We start from the raw sequence: 18734 nt of genomic DNA, 5'->3' as shown, positions 1-18734 counted from the left end.
TCCGATGATGGGAGTTCCTACGCTGCCCATCTGAAAGACCCCGACGTGTCCCACGCTACCTTTGCTGCCCCCGATCTGACCACGTTCGCCCGCCTGGATGACCTCGGCCTCGTGGTGGTGGGCCAGAGAGTCCTCCCGGATCGCTGCGAGGTGGCCTGCCGGGTGGTGGACGATGACCGGTGGTGTCGCGAGTGTGGGTGCGAAGGGATCCCCCGCGACACCGTGGTCCGTCGCCTCGCCCACGAGCCCTCGGGCTGGAGACCGGTGACACTGGTGGTGCGAGTGCGTCGCTACCGCTGTTCGGGGTGTGGGCGTGTGTGGAGGCAGGACACCACTGGGGCGGCCCAGCCGCGCTCGAAACTGTCCCGGGGCGGACTGCGTTGGGCCCGTGGCGGGCATCGTCGTCCAACACCTCACCGTCGCCCGGGTCGCTGAGGGTCTGGGCGTGTCCTGGGACTGCGCCAACACCTCCGTCCTGGAGGAGGGACGCAGGGTCCTCATCAACGATGAGCATCGCTTCGAGGGTGTGACCACGATCGGGGTGGACGAGCACGTGTGGCGGCACACGCGCAGGGGCGACAAGTTCGTCACCGTGATCATCGACCTCACCCCGCTGCGCGAGGGAAGGGGTCCTGCCAGGTTGTTGGACATGGTGGAGGGCCGCTCCAAGAAGGCCTTCAAGGAGTGGCTCAGCCAGCAAGACCCTGCGTGGCGCGACCGGATTGAGGTGGTCGCCATGGACGGCTTCACCGGGTTCAAGACCGCAGCGAAGGAAGAACTCCCCGACGCGGTGGAGGTCATGGATCCCTTCCACGTCGTCCAGCTCGCCGGCGATGCCCTGGACCACTGCCGCCAGCGCGTCCAGCAAGACACCACCGGACATCGAGGCCGGTCCGGGGATCCCCTGTACGGGGTGCGCAAGACCCTGCACACCGGGATGGATCTCCTCACAGACAAGCAACGCACCCGCCTGGAGGGCGTCTTCGCCCAGGACGCTCACGTCGGGGTGGAAGCCACCTGGGGCATCTACCAGAAGATCGTGGCCGCCTACCGCGATCCCGACCCCAAGGCCGGGCGAGCCCAGCTGGCCCACGTCATCGAGGTCATCAGCCGCGGCGTTCCCGCCGCCCTCGCTGAGATCATCACCCTGGGGCGCACCCTCAAGCGGCGCGCCACAGACGTCCTGGCCTACTTCGAGCGCCCCCACACCTCCAACGGCCCGACAGAAGCCCTCAATGGCCGACTGGAACACCTGCGCGGCTCAGCCTTGGGCTTCCGAAACCTGACGAACTACATTGCCCGCAGTCTCCTCGAGGCCGGAGGATTCAGACCCCAACTACACCCTCAATCGTGAAGAGCCGGATATCGCCCGCTATATCGATTACGGGTCGAGCCCGCGTGGCTCACTGGCCTTCCTCGAGGCGGCCAAGGCCGGTGCGCTGCTGGCCGGACGCGACCATGTGCTGCCCGAGGACATCAAGGCGATGCGCCATCCCGTGCTGCGCCACCGCATCGTGCTCACCTTCGAGGCGATCGCCGAGCAGGTGCACCCCGAGACCATCATCGACGCCGTGTTCGACGCCGTGCCCACGCCCTGACGCCATGGCACTGCTCACCCGCATCAAGACCAGCCTGACCATCCCCGCCCAACGCCGGGTGGCCGGGCTGCTCGATGGCGCCTACGCGTCGATCCATGCCGGACGCAGCCTCGACTTCGCCGACCTGCGCGCCTATGTGCCCGGTGACGACGTGAAGGACATCGACTGGAACGCCACCGCGCGCGGCGACGAGGTGCTGGTGAAGCGCTATGTGGGCGACCGCAAGCACACGATCATGGTGGTGGTCGACATCGGACGCGAGATGGCCGGCACGGCCGCCATCGCCCCGACCCGCCTGCCGGGGGAGGGGGCGCACGCGTGGACCGGAGCGTCGGCTCGCGCTGTGGCCGCACCCGGGAACGACAGCCGGGAGAAGGCCACCACGAGGTCGGGGACCAGCGAGTCAGTCGCTCCTGTGCCCATGGTCAGCGAGTCGGTCGCTCCTGTGCCCATGGTCAGCGAGTCGGTCGCTGACGTGGCCATCACCGTGGCCGGGCTGCTTGGATGGCTCGCGGTGGGCCACGGCGACTACGCCAGCATCGCGTCGATGGGCGCCGATGGCCCCTTCCTCCCCCGCCCCACGCTGCGCGAGACCGAGCTGGAACGCATGCTCGTGGCCGTGCAGGAATCGAGCACGCCGGAGTCGCCGCCGGCCCGCTTCGACGAACTGGTGCGCACGATGATCGCCGCCACCCGGCGTCGCACCGTCATGTTCCTGGTCACCGCCGACGTCATGCCGGGCCATGCCGCCCTGGCGTCCATGCGACGCCTCGCCGCGCAGCACCAGCTGGTGCACATCGCGATCGGTGAACTCGATCCCGAAGCCGCGGCGCGTGCCGGTCGGGAACTGCGTGACGTCGACAGTGGCCTCGGGTTGCCCTCCTTCGTGGGGCACGACGCCGTACTGGCCCGCGAGTTCGCCCGGCAGACCGAACGTCGCCACGCCGAACGGGCCCGCGCGCTGGAGCAGATCGGCGTGCCGCATGCCGAGATCTCCCCGGATGACGTGGTGATCACCCAGGTGCTGTCGGTGTTGGAGAGGATGCGCCATGTATCCACTCGCTGAGCTGCTGGTGCTGGCCGACCCGGCGGTGGTGGGCCCCCGGGCGGCCCTGGTCCGGATGCTTCCGCTCGACATCAATCCGCCGGTGCGCCACAGCGGATGGCTGTACCTGGTGGCGCTCACCCTGGCAGTGGTGGCCGTCGTCGGCGGCTGGGCACTGCGCCGACTGGCCCGCCGGTGGGCCCGGGAGGACGCGTCACGCACCCCGGACAGCCTGGACAGGCTGCGCGCACGGACGCTGCAACAGATCGACCACGTGGAGACCGACTACTGCGCCGGTGCCCTGGACGACAGGGCCGTGCACCAGCAGCTGTCGGCGATCGTGCGCCGCTTCGTCGGCATCGCCAGCGGTGGCGACGCTGACTTCCAGACCCTGGCCGAGCTGGAACGGGCCGCCCTGGACAACCCGGCGCTGGAGCCGGCGGCGCAGTTCGTGGCGTCCGGCTATGCCGCGAGCTTTTCGGCCCCCGGCCCGGCGATGCCGTCGGAGGACGCGTCCACCGGTGGGACTCCGCGTGAGCAGGCAAGCTCCCCCGAACGGGCCACGGTCCCCGGCGCCGATGAGGCCATCCACCAGGCGCGCGAGGTGGTCGTGCAATGGGCGTGATGTGGTGGTGGCTCGGCGCCGCGGTGCTGGTGGCGCTGGTCGGCGTGGGCCTCCTGCGGCTGCTGGGGCGCTCACGGCGTCGCGGCCAGGACGAGAGCGCCCTGTGGCTTGCGCACGCCGAACGGCTGCGCGCCCTGCCGCGCTTCCGGCAACTGGCGGCGGCCCGGGCGCGCTGGGCCCGCATCGGACTGGTCGGGCTGGCGCTGGCCGCACTGGGCACCGGGTTGCTCGCCGCCCGGGTGATCCGGGTGTCCAATGACGACGAACTCATGCGCAACCGCGATGTGATGCTCTGTCTGGACGTGTCACCGTCCATGGAGGGCATCGATGTGCCGGTCGTCGACACCTACCAGCGCCTCAGCCAACGCCTCGACAGCGAGCGCATCGGGCTGGTCGCCTTCGACTCGGGCGCGGTCACCCTGTTCCCGCTGACCAGCGACGCCGGCTTCGTGCAGGCCCGGCTGACCGACGCGGGCAGGCAGGTGGCCGACCTCGAGCGCAATCCCATTGCCGGCACCCGCGTCGGCGATTCCGGATCGTCGCTGGTGGGCGACGGGCTCACCAGCTGCGTGCGGCGCTTCGACCAACTCGACCAGCCGCGATCGCGCACGATCGTGCTCGCCACCGACGGACTGGTGTCGGGCAATGCGATCTACTCGATCCAGCAGGCCGCGGAAGCTGCCCGCGACAAGCAGGTGATGGTCTTCGTGGTGGCGCCCGACAATGACGACGCGGAAGCACTCACCACCCTGCGCAACGCCGCCCACACCACCGGCGGCGAGGTGCTGACCGTGCAGGCCGGCCAACCCGCCAACACCCAGGTGATCGCCCAGGCGGTCGAGGCGCAGCAGCGTGCCGCGATCCTGTCCCACACCACCAACAGGTCGTTCGACCGGCCCGGATTCGGCGCCGGACTGGTGTGCCTGGGGCTGGCGATCGTGACGATCAGCGAGGTGCGCCGTCCCGGGGTCGCGCGCGGTGCGCGGGGAGGACGCCGATGAGCTTCCAACCGATCTGGTGGGTGATCGTCGCCGGCCTGGCCCTGACCGGCGTCACCGTGGCGCTCGTGCGCGCCGATCGTGGGGCACCTGCGCGGGAGGCCCGGGTGGCCCACCGCTGGGTGCGCCTGGCGATCTGCCTGCTCGTGGTGCTCATCGGGGTGCACCCGGTGATCGGGCGCACCAGCCCGCCGAAGCCGGCCCCGGCGGGCGCCGACGTGGTGGTGCTCATCGACCGCACCACGTCCATGGGCGCCGAGGACTACGACGGCAACCAGCCGCGCATCGCGGGCGTCGCCTCCGACGTGGCCCAGCTGGTCTCCGACCATCCGGGTGCCCGCTTCGCGGTGATCGCCATGGACAACGACGCCCGCGTGGAGGTGCCCTTCACCACCGATGGCCAGGCGGTGGCCAGCTACGCCGCCGCGATCGGATGGCGTGAGAACCCGCGCGGCACCGGGAGCGACATCTCCGTGGGCGTCGACCAGGCCCGGCAACTGCTCGATGCGTCCCGGGCCGAGCGTCCCGGCGCGCAGCGACTGTTCGTCTACTGCGGCGACGGGGAGCAGACGATCGACCAACCTCCGCGCTCCTTCGCGTCGCTGGCCGGCGACCTGGATGATGCGCTCGTGCTCGGCTATGGCACCAGTGCCGGGGCGCCGATGCAGATCTACCCGGGCTCGGGCGACTATGTGAGCTATCAGGGCTCGCGGGCCGTCTCGCACCTCGACGAGGCGACCCTGCAGGCGATTGCGGCGCAGACCGGCGGCCACTACGACCATCGCACCGCGCCAGGCCCGCTGCCCGCCACGGGGTTGGCGGCCAGTGCCTCCGCCGCGCACACCGAACCTGGACGCACCGTGGAGGTCTACTGGGTGTTCGCGTTGGTGCTGGCCGGGCTGTTGGGCGTCGAGACCTGGAGCGCGGTGGGTCGCTACCGCCGGGTGCGCGCGCAAATGGCGGACCGCGCGCCCGGGCCTCACGCTGGACGGGGGGAGCGGGCATGAGCGCGCGTACGGGTGGCACTGCGCGAAGGACTGGCACTGCACAGAAGGGCGGACCCACCCCGAAGGGCCGGCGTCGCCGCCGGACGTTGGTGGTGGCGTGTTGGCTGGTGGTCGTCGTGTTGGGCCTGGCGGCGTTGCGCATCGGCGGGCTCATGGTTGACGAGTCCCGTGCCATGGACCATTACGACCACAAGGACTATGTCGCGGCGCGCTCGGGCTTTGCCCGCACGACGGTGCTCAACCCGTTCAACCCCTGGATCGGCCATTTCAACGCTGGCACGGCCGACTACCGGCTCGGTGACTTCGTGGCCGCCGGCACTGATTTCTCGAAGGCCCTGACGCTTGCCCCGCCGGCCGACAAGTGCATGGTCGGGCTCAACCTGGCGTGGTCGTGGGAGGCGCTGGGCGACATGCAGCGCGACGGCGGCCACACCGACCAGGCCCAGGAATCGCTGAACCGGGCCAAGCAGATCGTGGTGGCGCTGAACTGTTCCCAGCAGCCCAGCCCGGGATCCTCGTCCGGCGCACAGCCGTCGGGGTCGTCGCAGGCGTCCGCGTCGTCCTCGCCGGCATCGGCCAGCCCATCCGTGCAGCCCTCGGGGTCGTCGGCACCCTCGTCGAGTGCGTCCGGGCAGGACCAGGGCGACGCAAGCACCGCCCGGGGTCAGCAGGAGCAGACCGAGCAGCGCGTGCAGTCGAAGATCGACCGCTTGCAGCAGTCCAGCGCGTCCAGCGCGCCCGACGAGGCCACCCAGCAGGAGCAGCTGCAGCGCCGTGAGCAGGAGGCGCAGGTCGCCAACCAGCAACAGGGTGACAACGGGGCGAATCCGACGACACAGCCGACCCGCAGGAGCTGGTGACCCCGGCGCGGGAGTCGGCGATCAGCTGGTTCGGCGACGGGCCCGCGCGGGCTTGCCGCGACGTCGCCTCACGACCACGGCGACGCCGATCATCGCCACCACGAGGCCGCCCGCGGCGATCGTCGCCACGGGGGACTGTCCGCCCGATGACACCGATGCCAGGGTGGTGACCGCCGGCGTCGCCCCCTGCGGATTGGCCACCGAACCGTCGGCGCGCGTCACACGCAACGCCGGTGGCGTGCAGTGGGACTGGTCAGAGTCGGCATCGCGGGTGTAGCACCAGGCCTCGATGGACCCGGCAGTTGGCTGGAAGGAATCGGCGCCGAGCTGCGAGTAGTCGTAGCTGGCCCATCCGGTGGCGTCGGTGGCGTGGAAGTAGGTCCAGTAGTCGCGGTTGCCGGTGGTGCAGCCGGCGGGCGTGTCGGCGAGCGAACAGATGAGTCCGCCCTTGCCCTTGCGCACGCTGACCCCGCCGACGCCCAGTGCCTCGGTGCCCGATGAGGGGTTGCCGACGCACTGGTTCGACACGACGGCGTCCTGGTAGCTGACGAACAGCCAGACGCGTCCCGAGCCGAGGCAGTCGCCGATGCTGGTGGGTGCTGGTGTGGATGCGGGCGTTGCGTGGCCGCCGTCGGCACGTGCGGGGAGGGTGGTGCCCAATCCGAGGAGCATCATGGCGAGCGCGACGAGTGCGGCGGCTGTCCGGTGGACGGTGCTCGCCCCTGTGCTGCGTGGGGCCGTGGTGCTGCGTGGCATCGGGGCGTTGCGTGAGGTCACGGTGCGGGCCGCGTCGGTGACCGGGCCGATGGCGTCGGTGGGGGTGCGTGCCGCGTGGGCGGAACCGGTTCGGGTGAGCATCGCGTGTGCCTCTCGGCGAGCCCGTGATGGCGATGGGCTCGTACCTCTCGGTGAGGTGCGCGCGCTGGCCGGGCACGGGGTGCCGGTGACCTGTCCGTGGACCTCGACGGATATCTGACGGTTTGCCACGGATCGGTACTCCGGCTCCAGCGGCGGCCACGGGGTGAGGGCCCGGGGACGTCCCTGTCACGGTTGCGGGTCAGTTCCGGAATTGCACCGGATTCCCCGAGCTGTGGGCGTTCACAGGCTAACAGTCGGTTGCCCGACCGGCTGTGGGGACGCCCCGGAAATCTGGGTTGGGAGGAGTCCCCGGGAATCGGGGTGGGGACCCCGACCGGGACCGATGGTGCCGGGTCCCGGTCCTGATGTCAGGCATGGCAGGTGCCTGTGCGATGGGACCGGCGTGATGGGGCCGGCGTGGGTCGAGATGGCGCGGTGCGCCTGTGTGCTGCGGTGAGCGTGTACCCGATGCGGCGCGCCCGATGTGCTGTACTTGCTCGCGGCGCCGGCGGCATCCAGCTGGTGCCGGGGAACTGACCGCGATGATCCGGGGGACACGATGGCCAAGCAGCAACCCAGCGTCCACGAGCGTGCAGCCGGCGGGTCCCATGGCGACCCAGCCGGTCTGACGGGACCCGATCCGCAGGACACCCATTCTTCTGCGCGTGGCACTTCCCCTGAGCCTGGCACGCATCGACGTCGCCGCGGCTTCCGCATGAAGGGCGAGGGCGTCCCGGCGCTCATGGCCGTGGTCGTCGCCGGAGTGCTGTCCGCCGCGATCCATGGGGCGCGCAAGGGCGCCTGAACCACCGGTTGCCGGCCCCTTGTCCGCCCCTATCTTCTCGTCCTGGGCTGAAGCGGCCACTAAATGGTCACCTGTGCGGTAATGACGCCGCACAACTGTCCACCCAACGACCGAATGGCGTGTCGTGACCATGGGACGGCGCGCCCGGACACGTCCCGTCCGGCGATCAGCATGCAGGCGGACAGGTGCCCCCACCCAACGCGAACCCTCAGAACAGCGAGGTCACCGTCTGGATCACCAGGTTGATGTTGAGGATCGTCAGCACGCCGGTGGCCAGCCAGCCCAGCACCGCAACCCACCGGGGGTTGGCAAAGCGCTTGCCCATGATGCGCTTCGAGCTGGTGAACCACACCAGCGGCACCATCGACAGCGGCAGCGCGATCGACAGGAACACCTGGGTGTCAACCAGCAGCACGTCGAGCATGTGCTCCGAGCCGCCGAAGATGATCGTGAATGCCACCACCGGAATCACCGCGATCAGCCGGGTGATCACGCGTCGCACCCACAGCGGCACGCGCATGCGGATGAAGCCCTCCATCACCACCTGGCCACTCAGGGTGCCGGTGATGGTGGAGTTCTGGCCCGACGCCAGCAGCGCGACGGCGAACAGGGTGCTGAGGATCGGGCTGGCGATCGAGCCGGCCAGCGTCGGGTCCTTCAACGCGGAATACAGCGAGCCGAACGTGGACAGGTCCTGGGTGGCGCCGAAGAACAGCGCCGCACCCAGCAGCAACAGCAGGCAGTTCACGATGAATGCCGCACTGAGCTGCACATTCGAGTCCCAGGTGGCGAACTTCACCGCGTGCGCCTTGGACGCGTCGTCGGCACGGTCGTAGTCACGCGACTGCACCAGGGCCGAGTGCAGGTAGAGGTTGTGGGGCATCACGGTGGCGCCGACGATGCCCAGTGCCATGGTGAGTTCGGCGGGCCGCAGGATGTCGCTGGTGGGGATGAATCCTTCGAAGACCTTGGGCATATTGGGCCCGGCCAGGTACACCTCGTAGATGAACACGATCATGATCGTGAGGATCAGCGTGGCCACGATCGCTTCGATCTTGCGGAAGCCCACCTGCATGAGGAACAGCAGCAGGAACACGTCGAGCACGGTGAGCAGCACGCCGACGATCATGTTGATGCCGAACAGCAGGTGCAGGGCGATCGCCGCGCCGATCACCTCGGCGATGTCGGTGGCCATGATCGCCAGCTCGGTGATGATCCACAGCACGATGCCCAGCCGCCTGCCGACGTGGGCGCGCGTGGCCTGCGCCAGGTCCATGCCGGTGACGATGCCGAGCTTCAGTGCCATGTACTGCAACAGCATGGCGATCAGGCTCGAGATGAGGATCACCGACAACAGCCCGTAGCCGAACTGGGAGCCGCCGCCGATGGAGGTGACCCAGTTGCCGGGGTCCATGTAGCCGACGGCCACCAGGGCGCCGGGCCCCGAGAAGCTTGCCAGCGAACGCCAGAACCCGGTGCCGGGCGGGGGCGTCTTGATGGTGCCGTTGATCTCTTCCAGCGACAGCCCGTTGGTGGGACGCACCAAGCCATGGATGCGGCTGGGTCGTCCTCGCTCGGGGGCCTGGTCGGGACGCTCTTCTGATTCGGTCATCGCACTCGACATTCGTCGTCTTCCACTGTCTCGAACCCCACTGCCGGTCGTGCCCGGATGCTCCTGCGCCGGGTCGGCCCGGTTGCGGAGGCGGCGTCGCCGAACCCGGTGTCCGGACGACCCAAGGTCGTCTGAACCCAGTGTTCAACTGGGCCTCAGTCTAGAGTTCGGGTATCCGAAATCACAAGTTCCCCACACAGGAGAATTCACTCGCGGCGTGACATAATGACGCCGTGACCACCGACTTCCATCCCACCTCAGCGCAGGAACAGTGCCTGAAGGTGATCTGGGGGCTCGGCGAGCACGACGACGATCCGGTGACCGTCAGCCGGCTGGCGAAGGCCCTCGACCAGAGCAATTCGGCGGTCTCGGAGATGGTCAAGCGCCTCGACGAGGCCGGCACCGTGCGCCACGAGCGCTACGGCGCCATCCACCTGACGCCCAAGGGACGCCGGGTGGCGGTGGGCATGGTGCGTCGCCACCGCCTGCTGGAGACCTTCCTCACCGCCGTGCTCGGCTACCCGTGGGACGAGGTGCATGGCGAGGCCGATGCGCTGGAACATGCGGTGTCGAACACGCTGGTCGACCGCATCGACGCACACTTGGGCCATCCCACCCATGATCCGCACGGTGATCCGATTCCGGCCGCCGACGGCACCTTGGCCGACACCGGAACCACCCGGTTGACCGACCTCGCCCCCGGCGTGGCGGCGCGGGTGGCGCGGGTGAAGGACACCGATCCGCAGTTCCTGCGCTTCCTCAGCGACAGGCACATCACCCTGGGCACCTCACTCACCCGGTTGCCGGGTGAGCCCTATTCGGCCGATGTGGTGATGTCGCTGCCCGGCCGCGAGCCGATCACCATCTCGGCCCGGCTGGCGCGGACCATCTGGGTGGAACCGCAGACGTAGCCATTGGCGCGGTCCATTGGCGCGGGCGGCGCATACGAATTCGGGGCGCCGCCGCGGATGGCCGCGATGACGCCCCGAATCGCCTGATGGAGGCCTGATGGCTCTCAGCGCGCCGTATCGGAGGCGGGCAAGTCCTCACCCTGAAGCGACTGCGCCTTCGACTTCTCGGCGCTGTGCAGGATGTCGTCCTCCGGAACGGGGCGAAGGTGGTCCCACAGCAGGAACGCCAGCCCCACGATGAGCATCGTGATGCCGGTGTACAGATTGATCGGGATGCCCCCGGTGAGGGCCTTGTCGTCGTCGGGGCGGGCAATGCCCATTCCGGTGACGAGCACGCCGTAGACCACGAACAGCCCGCCCAGGAAGCGACGCAGGTCAAAGCGTCGCGTGTCTCGGATGGCATCGTCGCGTTCTTCCTTGGTCAGCTGCACCGCAGGCAGGTCACCGGTGGTCAGCGGCTCGGCCGGCTGCGCGCCGGTCCATGGTTCCTTGTTCGCCGAGCTGCCCCGGCTGTTGTCAGTATCAGACATGGGAGATGACCTTTCCGGGGATCACACGAACGGGATGTAGAGGAGCACGCACAGCACAAGGGCCGTGAAGCCGAGCACTGCCGGCGAGCGGTACCAGGCATCGTCGCCGGCGTGGTTGTCGGCCTTCAGGTTGATGATGCCCACACCGCGCACCAGCCCGTCGAGCTGGGCGATCGGCTTCGGCTTGGTGACCACCGAGACGGCCACCGTCACCACCACGGCGGTGACGAACGACCAGATGGCCCCGTACAAGGTCTCGGCGGTACCGGTGGCGTAGTCGAACCACGACCAATGGTTCAGGTATCCGATCCACACCACCATCGGGGCGATGATGCCCGCGATGTATCCCCACAGGCCGCCGGCCGGACTCGCCCGCTTCCAGAAGATGCCCACGATGAACACTGCGAACAGCGGCGCATTGAAGAAGGAGAAGAGCGTTTGCATATACGTCATGATGTTGCCGAATTGGGCGGCCAGGAATGCAGTTCCCACACCAATCAATACGCCCACCGTGGTGACCACTCGGCCAGCGCTCAAATAATATCGATCAGGCATGTTCGGCTTGATATAGCGTTCCCAGATATCATAGGTGAATACCGTGTTGAAGCTCGAAACATTGGCGGCCATGCCGGCCATGAACGACGCCATCATGCCGGTGACCGCCACGCCGAGCACACCCTGCGGAAGGTACATCTGCATCAACTTGGGGATGGCTTCGTTGTAGGTGATCGTGCCGTCAGCGAACAGATTGCCCACGGTGGCCGCCGCGATCATGCCGGGAATTACCACGATGAAGGGGATAAACAGCTTCGGGAAGGCGCCGATCAGCGGGGTGCGTCGTGCGGCCGACATGTTCTTGGCCGAGAAGGCACGCTGCACCTCGGTGAAGTTGGTGGTCCAGTATCCGAACGCCAGCACGAAGCCCAGGCCCATGACGATGGCCAGCCAGTTCGCGCCGATCGGATTCGTCACATCACCGATCCCGGTGCCCTTCCATGCATGTGTCATGAGCTTGCCACCGGTGGTGTTGGCCAATGCCTGCGTCAGGCCACCCCATCCGCCCACGCGGTGCATGCCGACGACGGTCAGCGGCACCAGGGCGGCGATGATCACGAAGAACTGCATCACCTCGTTGTAGATGGCCGACGACAGACCGCCCAGCACGATGTAGATCAGCACGAACAGGGCCGAGATCACCACGGCCAGCCATTCGGGCCAGCCAAGCATGGCCTCGATGATCAGCGCCATCGCATACAGGTTGATACCAGCGATCAGCACATTCGAGGCGGCGAATGAGATGGAGTTCACCAGGTGCGCGCCCTTGCCGAAGCGGCGCAACATGAACTCGGGCACGCTGCGCACCTTCGAACCGTAATAGAACGGCATCATCACCAAGCCGAGGAACACCATGGCCGGTACCGCGCCGATCAGGTAGTAGTGCAGCGTTGCCATGCCGATCTGGGCGCCGTTCGCGGCCATGCCCAGGATCTCCGTGGCGCCGAGGTTCGCCGAGACGAACGCCAGCCCGGTGATCCAGGCCGGCATTGAGCGTCCCGACAGGAAGAAGTCCATCGACGAGTGCACCCTGCGGCGGGCGGCGAAACCGATCATGAGCACTGTCGAGAAATAGATGAGCAGCATCAGGTAATCGACCGGTGACAGGTCGAGCCGGATCGCTGAGGCCGTGTCCAGGGCCAGCATGGGGGTGCCTTCCGTCGAGCATTTCGCCCCGCGGGTGTGGCGGTGCAGACGATGCACGGCCTCGGGGCGCCTTATCTGTCACCCCACCAGGCGTCAGCGACGATGGTGACGTGAACATTGTGAGTATCGTCCCGTGGCCGGCTCTCGCGAGGTGATCCCACATTCCGACCCTCCGCGGTGGATGGGCAGCTGTGGATGCGCATCTCGGGGCCCGGCCGGTGTAGCGTGTGGCGCGTCATCACGGGCGCCCTCAGAACGGGCTGAGATCGAGCTGGTCTGCTCGAGCACCGATTGCACCTGTCCGGGTAATGCCGGCGAAGGGAAAAGAAGACTCATCATGGATTCATCCACACCAAACAACGCTCCCGCCAACCGCGTCCGCGCCACGCGTGCCGTGAAATTCGGAGATTTCACGCTGGAGGTCCCCTATCAGGAGATAAAGCTCCAGGACACCCCCGGCGGCGGCGCCAATGCACCATTCACCGACTATTGCACCCAGGGTCCGGATTGTGATTCCACCCAGGGGCTGCCACCGATGCGCCAGCCTTGGATTGATGCCCGAGGCGATACCACCGTCTATTCCGGACGTGGAAGAAATCTGGCCGACGACGGCCGCCGGGCCGCCAAGCGCGGGGCCTCGTCGCGTGAATGGCAGGGGCGCACACAGACGCCACTGCGGTCGCGCGACGGTGGGGCGATCACCCAGATGTCCTATGCCAGGGCCGGCATCATCACTCCCGAGATGGCCTTCGCGGCCGCCCGTGAGGACTGCGATCCCGAGTTGGTGCGCAGCGAGTTGGCGGCTGGCCGTGCGGTGATGCCGCTCAACGTCAACCATCCCGAGGCAGAGCCGATGGTGATCGGCTCGCGCTTCCTGGTGAAGATCAACGCCAATATGGGCAATTCGGCCACCACCTCGTCCATCGACGAGGAAGTCGCCAAGCTCACATGGGCCACCACCTGGGGCGCCGACACCGTGATGGACCTGTCCACCGGCGCCGACATCCACACCACCCGCGAATGGATCCTGCGCAATTCGCCCGTGCCGATCGGCACCGTGCCGATCTACCAGGCGCTGGAGAAGGTCAACGAGGACGCGTCGAAGCTCAGTTGGGAGATCTACCGCGACACGGTGATCGAGCAGTGCGAGCAGGGCGTCGACTACATGACCGTGCATGCCGGGGTGCTGCTGCGCTATGTGCCGCTCACCGCCAACCGCGTCACCGGCATCGTCTCGCGCGGGGGGTCGATCCTGGCGGAATGGTGCCTGGCCCACCACGAGGAGAACTTCCTCTACACCCACTTCGACGAGCTGTGCGACATCCTGCGCGCCTACGACGTCTGCTTCTCGCTGGGCGACGGCCTGCGTCCGGGCTCGCTGGCCGACGCCAACGACGAGGCCCAGTTCGCCGAACTGCTGACGCTGGCCGAGCTCACCCGACGTGCCTGGGCCAAGGACGTGCAGGTGATGATCGAGGGGCCCGGCCACGTGCCCTTCGACACGGTGAAGATGAACGTCGAGCTGGAACAGCAGCTGTGCCAGGGGGCGCCGTTCTACACGCTCGGACCGCTGGTCACCGATGCGGCCCCCGGCTACGACCACATCACCTCGGCCATCGGCGCCACCGAGATCGCCCGGTGGGGCACCGCCATGCTGTGTTATGTCACCCCCAAGGAGCACTTGGGACTACCCGACCGCGACGACGTCAAGACCGGCGTGATCACCTACAAGATCGCCGCGCACGCCGCCGACGTGGCCAAGCACCATCCCGGTGCGCGGGATCGCGACGACGCCATCAGCAAGGCGCGCTTCGAGTTCCGCTGGAACGACCAGTTCGACCTGGCCTTCGACCCCGACACGGCCCGCGGCCTGCACGACGAGACGTTGCCGGCCGAGGGCGCGAAGCTGGCCCACTTCTGCTCGATGTGCGGGCCGAAGTTCTGCTCGATGGCCATCTCGCAGAACATCCGCAGCCGGTTCGGTGGGGCGCTGGAGCAGGCCGCCATCGTGAACGGCTCGACGACGCTGGGGATGCCGGCCCCGATGTCAGCCCCGGTGGCAGCCGCGGCGCCCACGGCGGCGCAGGGGACTGGGGTCGATGGCGGCGGGGTGATTGCCACGCCGCAGGGCCTGGCCGCCGCGATGGCTGCCAAGAGCAGTGAGTTCCTGGCTGCCGGCGGACATGTCTATGTTGCTGCCGACCAGGCGGGACGCGCCGAGCGGGAGTGAGTTCGGCGCCTCATTGAACCGTTGCACGACGGTGTTGGCCGGGACCGGGGACGAGCCGGTCCCGGCCAACACCGTGCGGTGACGTGCGGTGACGTGTGGTGACGTGTGGTGACGTGTGGTGACGTGTCAGTCGCGGGCGGCGCGGTTGATCGCCAGCTGTGTGGCCCGCTCCAAGCGCTTGCTGGCGGGTTGCCCGTCGGCCCAGACGAGCTGGCCGTCGGCCAGGGCCGCCACCACGCGTCCACGATCGACCAGCATCGGGCGGAACATGCCGTTCTTCGAGGGACTCAGCAGGGTCTCGCCGGCCGCGTCGGTGAGGCAGCTGCGATCCTGGTAGCCGATGTGCAGCTCGTCGAAGGCGGGCAGCAGCATGGTGCGTCGGGCGGCGGGCAACGACTGGGCCAGCAGGTCGGCCAGGTCGGCGCGCAGCACGAACTCGCCGGCAGGGGCCTCGGCCGGTTGGCGTCCCCCCGCGACGGCGTGGGCCATCCGCAGCAATTGCGCGCCCGACATGCGCAACAGGGGCACCATGTGCGAGCCGTCGAAGGCAGACGCCCCGGGGCTGTCGGCGGCCGACACCGCGTCGCGCAGGGCACGCAGCGCCACGGTCTTCGACAGACCGCTCCACCGCGCCAGGTCGGCGGCGGTCACCGGCCCGTGGCTGGTGGCGTAGCGGCGGGCGATCTCGGCCAGCGCGGCCGGGTTGCCGGTGGGGGCCTTGCTACCGCGGCCGGAGTGGCCGGGGCCGGTGGTGGCGTCGGGAAGCGTGCGGGCGTCCACGAGCAGCGGCTCATTGCCCTGCAGGGGGCCCTGCACGAGCAGTCCGTCGGCATGCAGCCAGATGATCAGGGAACGGCGCAGGTGGCCGGCGCCGGCGGCATGCGGATCGGCGGGCACGACGCCGCGGCGCGCCCACTCGTTGACCAGCGTGCGACGCGAGACGGCGCCATATTCGCCGATCAGTTCGAAGGCGATGTCGGCGGCCTGCTTCAGTAGCTTCTCGTCGACGCCGAACTCGGTCTCGGCGCGGTGCTTGAACGCGGCCCGCCGGTTGTCCAGTGCCACCCGCAGCCAGTGGTGGTCCTCGGCCGTGGTCACGTGGATGGTGCCGCGCATCGGCCACGAGCGCATCAGCTCGCGGTGGTTGAATGCGGCGCGCACTCCGTCGGTGCTGGTCTGGCGGGTGCGGGCGGCGATCGCGTCCAGGGACGATCCGAACAGTTGGCCTTGCATGGCCAGCTGGCGGCGCACCGCCTCATGGGGCGTCGGCGCCGACGTGGCCGGCACGAGTCCCTGGGCGACAATGCGCAGCAGCGAGATGGACGTGGGCAGCGCTGGCGGCGGGGGAACTCGAGGCACATCTTCACGTTAGTGCCGCCGGTCTGTCGCCGACGGAGGGGCTGCGGGTTGACACGGTTTCCCCTGCGACTGCCGGAGGGGAACCGTGTCATCGATCAGGGCATGGCCGTGGGAAGGATCATGGAGGCCATCCATGTGTCGGAGGCCAGCCATGTGTCCCGTCCCGGGAAGGGGTTCCTGCTGCGGGGTCAGGCGGCTCGCCCGTCACCATCGACACGGTCGAGATAGTCCTCCAACGCGCGGCGCATGATCTGTGAGGCATTGGTGTTGTGGGCGGCCGTGAACCGGTCGAGACGATCGTTGAGTTCTTCGGGCAGTCGCACCTGCCGTTTGGGTGAGCGTCCACGTCCGGTGGCATTGCCATGTCCAAGGCTTGGGTGTCCAACGCGGGCGAGCAGTGCACGGCTGGCTTCCACTGCCTGATCGCCGACGAGGACGTCCGGGGAGTCCCATCCGCGGCCTTCGTCGGCGTCGATCTGCTCGATGGCTTCGCGGTAGTCCCTGTCCTGTGCTTCCATCATGCTCTCCCCTCTAGATCGCAACCCAGAGCGATGAGTCGCTCACGGGTGGTCTGCCTCACGTCCATGCAATGGAACATGACCAGGTTCCGGTGGCGGTCGTCCACGTCAGCGAACACCTCAATGGTCCTTCCTCAGCGCGCCGGCCCGACCCAGGCCGCCGGCGGTCTGGCATGACCCGGGCGGGTTGGCGGGAAGGCCATGACGAACGCCAACGGTGTCTCCATCGCATGGATCGCATCTTGCTTGGTGTATCCGTGTTCGGCGGCGCTGTCGGTGAGCTCGATGCCCATCCATAAAGGGTACTACCGTTTAGGGTGATCCCTAAGGGCCAATCACACCAACGGCCGGCGGGTTGTCGAAGTGGACCGTGATGCCGCATTGATCGCAGTGGTGCACTCACTCGGCCACCGTTGCCGTCATCGGGATCTCAGCGTGCGTGGCACGATGGATCAGATCGGGGTCATGGCCAGGACCAGAGGGGCTTTCCCCGGGGTCCGTGGCATGGGGAGGAACGCCGGATGTTGCCCGAATGGGAACCTGCGCCCGGCATCGTCGACGACCTGCAGCTCGACGACTATTCGCCGCTGATGATCATGGGTGACACGGAGCTGCTGGTGCGCGCGGTGCGCATCAGCGCCGCCGAATGCGTGGCGCTCGACGCGGAGACGCGTCGTCAGGTGCAGGCAGTTGCCGATCGTCGTACCAGCGTGTCGAGCCAGCTTCCCGAGCTCGATGAGCGCCGTGCCGCCACCGCCGTCGCCGGACGCCTGCTCGCCGGGCAGGTGCTCGCCGAGAGCACCATCGCCAACATGGTGGCGCTCACCGCCCTGCGCTCGGCACTCAAGCACGTCGACTTCGACGACTGGGACCTGTGGCAACGCAGCGTGCCCTCCCGGGACTACGCCCAGTGGCCGGCTGCCGCGACGTTCGTGCTCAACCAGATCTTTCCGTCCACCGCCCCGCGCGTGATCCACAGCGATGGCGAGCTGCTGCTGGTGGTGCCGATGCGCACCGCCAAGCGTGCTGCCAGCTATTGGGCGATGGGTGCCAAGCCGATCCGACGTCCGGACAACGGCGGCCGGGAATAGGTGCGACAAAAGCACCGTCTACCGTGCTTCATCCGCACCTATCTCGTGTTCACCACCGATCAGCGGCGGCGGCGAGGCCGGCTCACACGTGGATCAGGATCTCCCCGTGCAGCAGGCTGAACCAGCCGTCGGGATCGGCCGCCCAGTGCCGCCAGGCCTGCGAGATCTGCTCCAGCTCGTCGCGCGTCGCCATGCCCGACGACGTCAGCTGCTCGGCGATCGACGAGTCGAGGATGCGCTGCGCCCACGTGCCACCCCACAGCTGACGGGCGGCATCGTCGGCGTAGCACCACGTGGATGACGATGCCGTCACCTCGGTGGCACCGGCGCCATGGGCCCAGGCCAGCAGGCGTCGTCCGGCATCGGGCTCGCCGCCATTGGCCCGTGCCGCAGCCCGGTACAGCTCCAGCCACCGGGTCAGGCCGGCCAACTCGGGCCACCAGGTGAATCCGGCGTAGTCGGAATCGCGCACGGCCACCACGCCGCCGGGACGGGCCACGCGCATCATCTCGCGCAGCGCGACCACCGGATCGCCCACATGCTGCAGCACCTGGTGGGCGTGCACCACGTCAAAGCTGTCGTCGTCGAAGGGCAGGTCTGCCACGTCGCCGCGCCGCACCTCCACGGTGCCGGCCCCGGCGGCCGCCAGCCCGGCCCGGGTGACCGCGACGGCCTCGTCGGTGACCTCCAGGGCGGTCACGTGCCCGGGCGCGACCAACGCGGCAAGGTCCGCCGTGATGGTGCCGGCCCCGCTGCCGACGTCCAGCAGGCTCATGCCCCCACGCAGCAACGGCAATAAATATCCCGCCGAGTTCCGCGCGGTGCGCGCCCGGTGCGAGGCGAGCACGCTGGGGGCGTAACCGTGCGTGTAGTGGGTATGTTCAGTGGGCGTGGCGCGCATGGTCGCAGGCTAACTCCGCTTGTCAGCGCGGCGTGGCGCTGCCCATTGTCATGCCCATGGTGCCGGCGGGATGGAATGCTGGACG

Annotated in this window: 18 protein-coding genes, 1 pseudogene and 1 riboswitch; of the genes and pseudogenes, 11 read left to right on the top strand and 8 right to left on the bottom strand. The window is 68.4% G+C overall.

Going from position 1 to position 18734, the window contains the following annotated elements:
* Positions 1 to 45: 45 nt before the first annotated feature.
* From RM25_RS09900 to RM25_RS09870, 7 genes and pseudogenes are all read left to right on the top strand, one after another.
* Positions 46 to 1354, top strand: a pseudogene (locus RM25_RS09900) (ISL3-like element ISPfr8 family transposase).
* Entirely contained in the window at positions 1296 to 1598 is a 303-nt protein-coding gene (locus RM25_RS09895; protein WP_044636403.1) for a MoxR family ATPase, read from the top strand. Before RM25_RS09900 ends, RM25_RS09895 begins: the two are co-directional and overlap by 59 nt.
* Positions 1599 to 1602: 4 nt before the next feature.
* A complete protein-coding gene (locus tag RM25_RS13010; RefSeq protein ID WP_044636402.1) occupies positions 1603 to 2664 on the top strand; it encodes a DUF58 domain-containing protein in 1062 nt (353 codons plus the stop codon).
* Positions 2648 to 3268 (top strand): hypothetical protein, encoded by a 621-nt coding sequence (locus tag RM25_RS09885; protein ID WP_044636401.1) that lies wholly within the window; start codon positions 2648 to 2650, stop codon positions 3266 to 3268. Before RM25_RS13010 ends, RM25_RS09885 begins: the two co-directional genes overlap by 17 nt.
* Positions 3259 to 4269, top strand: coding sequence for a VWA domain-containing protein (locus tag RM25_RS09880; RefSeq protein WP_048733666.1), 1011 nt, complete (start codon positions 3259 to 3261; stop codon positions 4267 to 4269). Before RM25_RS09885 ends, RM25_RS09880 begins: the two co-directional genes overlap by 10 nt.
* On the top strand, positions 4266 to 5273 hold the full coding sequence (locus RM25_RS09875) for a vWA domain-containing protein (protein ID WP_048733664.1): 1008 nt from the start codon (positions 4266 to 4268) through the stop codon (positions 5271 to 5273). The genes RM25_RS09880 and RM25_RS09875 overlap by 4 nt, the downstream gene beginning before the upstream one ends.
* On the top strand, positions 5270 to 6133 hold the full coding sequence (locus RM25_RS09870; protein WP_138427951.1) for a tetratricopeptide repeat protein: 864 nt from the start codon (positions 5270 to 5272) through the stop codon (positions 6131 to 6133). The genes RM25_RS09875 and RM25_RS09870 overlap by 4 nt, the downstream gene beginning before the upstream one ends.
* Positions 6134 to 6154: 21 nt before the next feature.
* Here the strand turns inward: RM25_RS09870 and RM25_RS09865 are convergent, their stop codons facing one another.
* Positions 6155 to 6991, bottom strand: a complete 837-nt coding sequence (locus RM25_RS09865; protein ID WP_048733661.1) for a hypothetical protein — start codon at positions 6989 to 6991, stop codon at positions 6155 to 6157.
* Positions 6992 to 7550: 559 nt separating this feature from the next.
* Between RM25_RS09865 and RM25_RS12630 the strand changes: the two genes are divergently transcribed.
* Complete coding sequence (locus tag RM25_RS12630) at positions 7551 to 7796, top strand: hypothetical protein (RefSeq protein WP_138427950.1); 246 nt, start codon at positions 7551 to 7553, stop codon at positions 7794 to 7796.
* 208 nt (positions 7797 to 8004) lie between these two features.
* Here RM25_RS12630 and RM25_RS09860 read toward each other — a convergent pair whose 3' ends face one another.
* Complete coding sequence (locus tag RM25_RS09860; protein WP_230579863.1) at positions 8005 to 9408, bottom strand: Nramp family divalent metal transporter; 1404 nt, start codon at positions 9406 to 9408, stop codon at positions 8005 to 8007.
* A gap of 233 nt (positions 9409 to 9641) precedes the next feature.
* On the opposite strand from RM25_RS09860, the gene RM25_RS09855 reads away from it, so the two are divergent.
* On the top strand, positions 9642 to 10319 hold the full coding sequence (locus RM25_RS09855; protein WP_044636400.1) for a metal-dependent transcriptional regulator: 678 nt from the start codon (positions 9642 to 9644) through the stop codon (positions 10317 to 10319).
* A gap of 104 nt (positions 10320 to 10423) precedes the next feature.
* Here RM25_RS09855 and RM25_RS09850 read toward each other — a convergent pair whose 3' ends face one another.
* Positions 10424 to 10849 carry a hypothetical protein gene (locus RM25_RS09850; protein WP_196488111.1) on the bottom strand — a complete coding sequence of 142 codons (426 nt, stop codon included), beginning with the start codon at positions 10847 to 10849 and terminating at the stop codon, positions 10424 to 10426.
* Positions 10850 to 10870: 21 nt separating this feature from the next.
* Positions 10871 to 12550, bottom strand: a complete 1680-nt coding sequence (locus tag RM25_RS09845) for a sodium:solute symporter family protein (protein ID WP_036940506.1) — start codon at positions 12548 to 12550, stop codon at positions 10871 to 10873.
* A gap of 230 nt (positions 12551 to 12780) precedes the next feature.
* Positions 12781 to 12890, top strand: a riboswitch (TPP riboswitch).
* Between RM25_RS09845 and thiC the strand changes: the two genes are divergently transcribed.
* Complete coding sequence (gene thiC / locus RM25_RS09840) at positions 12888 to 14780, top strand: phosphomethylpyrimidine synthase ThiC (protein WP_044636399.1); 1893 nt, start codon at positions 12888 to 12890, stop codon at positions 14778 to 14780. It overlaps the preceding riboswitch by 3 nt.
* A gap of 126 nt (positions 14781 to 14906) precedes the next feature.
* On the opposite strand, the gene RM25_RS09835 is transcribed toward thiC, so the two are convergent.
* The 3 genes from RM25_RS09835 to RM25_RS13300 form a co-directional block, all read right to left on the bottom strand.
* The gene (locus RM25_RS09835) at positions 14907 to 16139 is read right to left on the bottom strand and encodes a DNA glycosylase AlkZ-like family protein (protein ID WP_013161925.1); all 1233 of its coding nucleotides are present in this window, start codon (positions 16137 to 16139) and stop codon (positions 14907 to 14909) included.
* A 188-nt stretch (positions 16140 to 16327) separates the two neighbouring features.
* A complete protein-coding gene (locus tag RM25_RS09830; RefSeq protein ID WP_036940510.1) occupies positions 16328 to 16660 on the bottom strand; it encodes a ribbon-helix-helix protein, CopG family in 333 nt (110 codons plus the stop codon).
* Positions 16661 to 16791: 131 nt separating this feature from the next.
* Entirely contained in the window at positions 16792 to 16950 is a 159-nt protein-coding gene (locus RM25_RS13300) for a hypothetical protein (RefSeq protein WP_013161923.1), read from the bottom strand.
* Between the two features lie 228 nt (positions 16951 to 17178).
* Between RM25_RS13300 and RM25_RS09820 the strand changes: the two genes are divergently transcribed.
* The gene (locus RM25_RS09820) at positions 17179 to 17748 is read left to right on the top strand and encodes a hypothetical protein (protein ID WP_013161922.1); all 570 of its coding nucleotides are present in this window, start codon (positions 17179 to 17181) and stop codon (positions 17746 to 17748) included.
* Between the two features lie 82 nt (positions 17749 to 17830).
* Here RM25_RS09820 and RM25_RS09815 read toward each other — a convergent pair whose 3' ends face one another.
* Positions 17831 to 18649: a class I SAM-dependent methyltransferase gene (locus RM25_RS09815; protein ID WP_044636398.1), complete on the bottom strand. Its 819-nt coding sequence runs from the start codon at positions 18647 to 18649 to the stop codon at positions 17831 to 17833.
* Positions 18650 to 18734 lie beyond the last annotated feature (85 nt).

This window comes from Propionibacterium freudenreichii subsp. freudenreichii (genome assembly GCF_000940845.1).
Lineage (GTDB): Bacteria > Actinomycetota > Actinomycetes > Propionibacteriales > Propionibacteriaceae > Propionibacterium > Propionibacterium freudenreichii.
This window is presented reverse-complemented; position numbering and strand designations above follow the sequence as displayed.

Bases quoted from the DNA above. Each gene is read 5' to 3' on its own strand.
- RM25_RS13010 (WP_044636402.1), top strand. From the start codon at position 1,603: ATGGCACTGCTCACCCGCATCAAGACCAGCCTGACCATCCCCGCCCAA.
- RM25_RS09885 (WP_044636401.1), top strand. From the start codon at position 2,648: ATGTATCCACTCGCTGAGCTGCTGGTGCTGGCCGACCCGGCGGTGGTG.
- RM25_RS09880 (WP_048733666.1), top strand. From the start codon at position 3,259: ATGGGCGTGATGTGGTGGTGGCTCGGCGCCGCGGTGCTGGTGGCGCTG.
- RM25_RS09875 (WP_048733664.1), top strand. From the start codon at position 4,266: ATGAGCTTCCAACCGATCTGGTGGGTGATCGTCGCCGGCCTGGCCCTG.
- RM25_RS09870 (WP_138427951.1), top strand. From the start codon at position 5,270: ATGAGCGCGCGTACGGGTGGCACTGCGCGAAGGACTGGCACTGCACAG.
- RM25_RS09865 (WP_048733661.1), bottom strand. From the start codon at position 6,991: ATGCTCACCCGAACCGGTTCCGCCCACGCGGCACGCACCCCCACCGAC.
- RM25_RS12630 (WP_138427950.1), top strand. From the start codon at position 7,551: ATGGCCAAGCAGCAACCCAGCGTCCACGAGCGTGCAGCCGGCGGGTCC.
- RM25_RS09860 (WP_230579863.1), bottom strand. From the start codon at position 9,408: ATGACCGAATCAGAAGAGCGTCCCGACCAGGCCCCCGAGCGAGGACGA.
- RM25_RS09850 (WP_196488111.1), bottom strand. From the start codon at position 10,849: ATGTCTGATACTGACAACAGCCGGGGCAGCTCGGCGAACAAGGAACCA.
- RM25_RS09845 (WP_036940506.1), bottom strand. From the start codon at position 12,550: ATGCTGGCCCTGGACACGGCCTCAGCGATCCGGCTCGACCTGTCACCG.
- thiC (WP_044636399.1), top strand. From the start codon at position 12,888: ATGGATTCATCCACACCAAACAACGCTCCCGCCAACCGCGTCCGCGCC.
- RM25_RS09830 (WP_036940510.1), bottom strand. From the start codon at position 16,660: ATGATGGAAGCACAGGACAGGGACTACCGCGAAGCCATCGAGCAGATC.
- RM25_RS13300 (WP_013161923.1), bottom strand. From the start codon at position 16,950: ATGGGCATCGAGCTCACCGACAGCGCCGCCGAACACGGATACACCAAG.
- RM25_RS09820 (WP_013161922.1), top strand. From the start codon at position 17,179: ATGTTGCCCGAATGGGAACCTGCGCCCGGCATCGTCGACGACCTGCAG.
- RM25_RS09815 (WP_044636398.1), bottom strand. From the start codon at position 18,649: ATGCGCGCCACGCCCACTGAACATACCCACTACACGCACGGTTACGCC.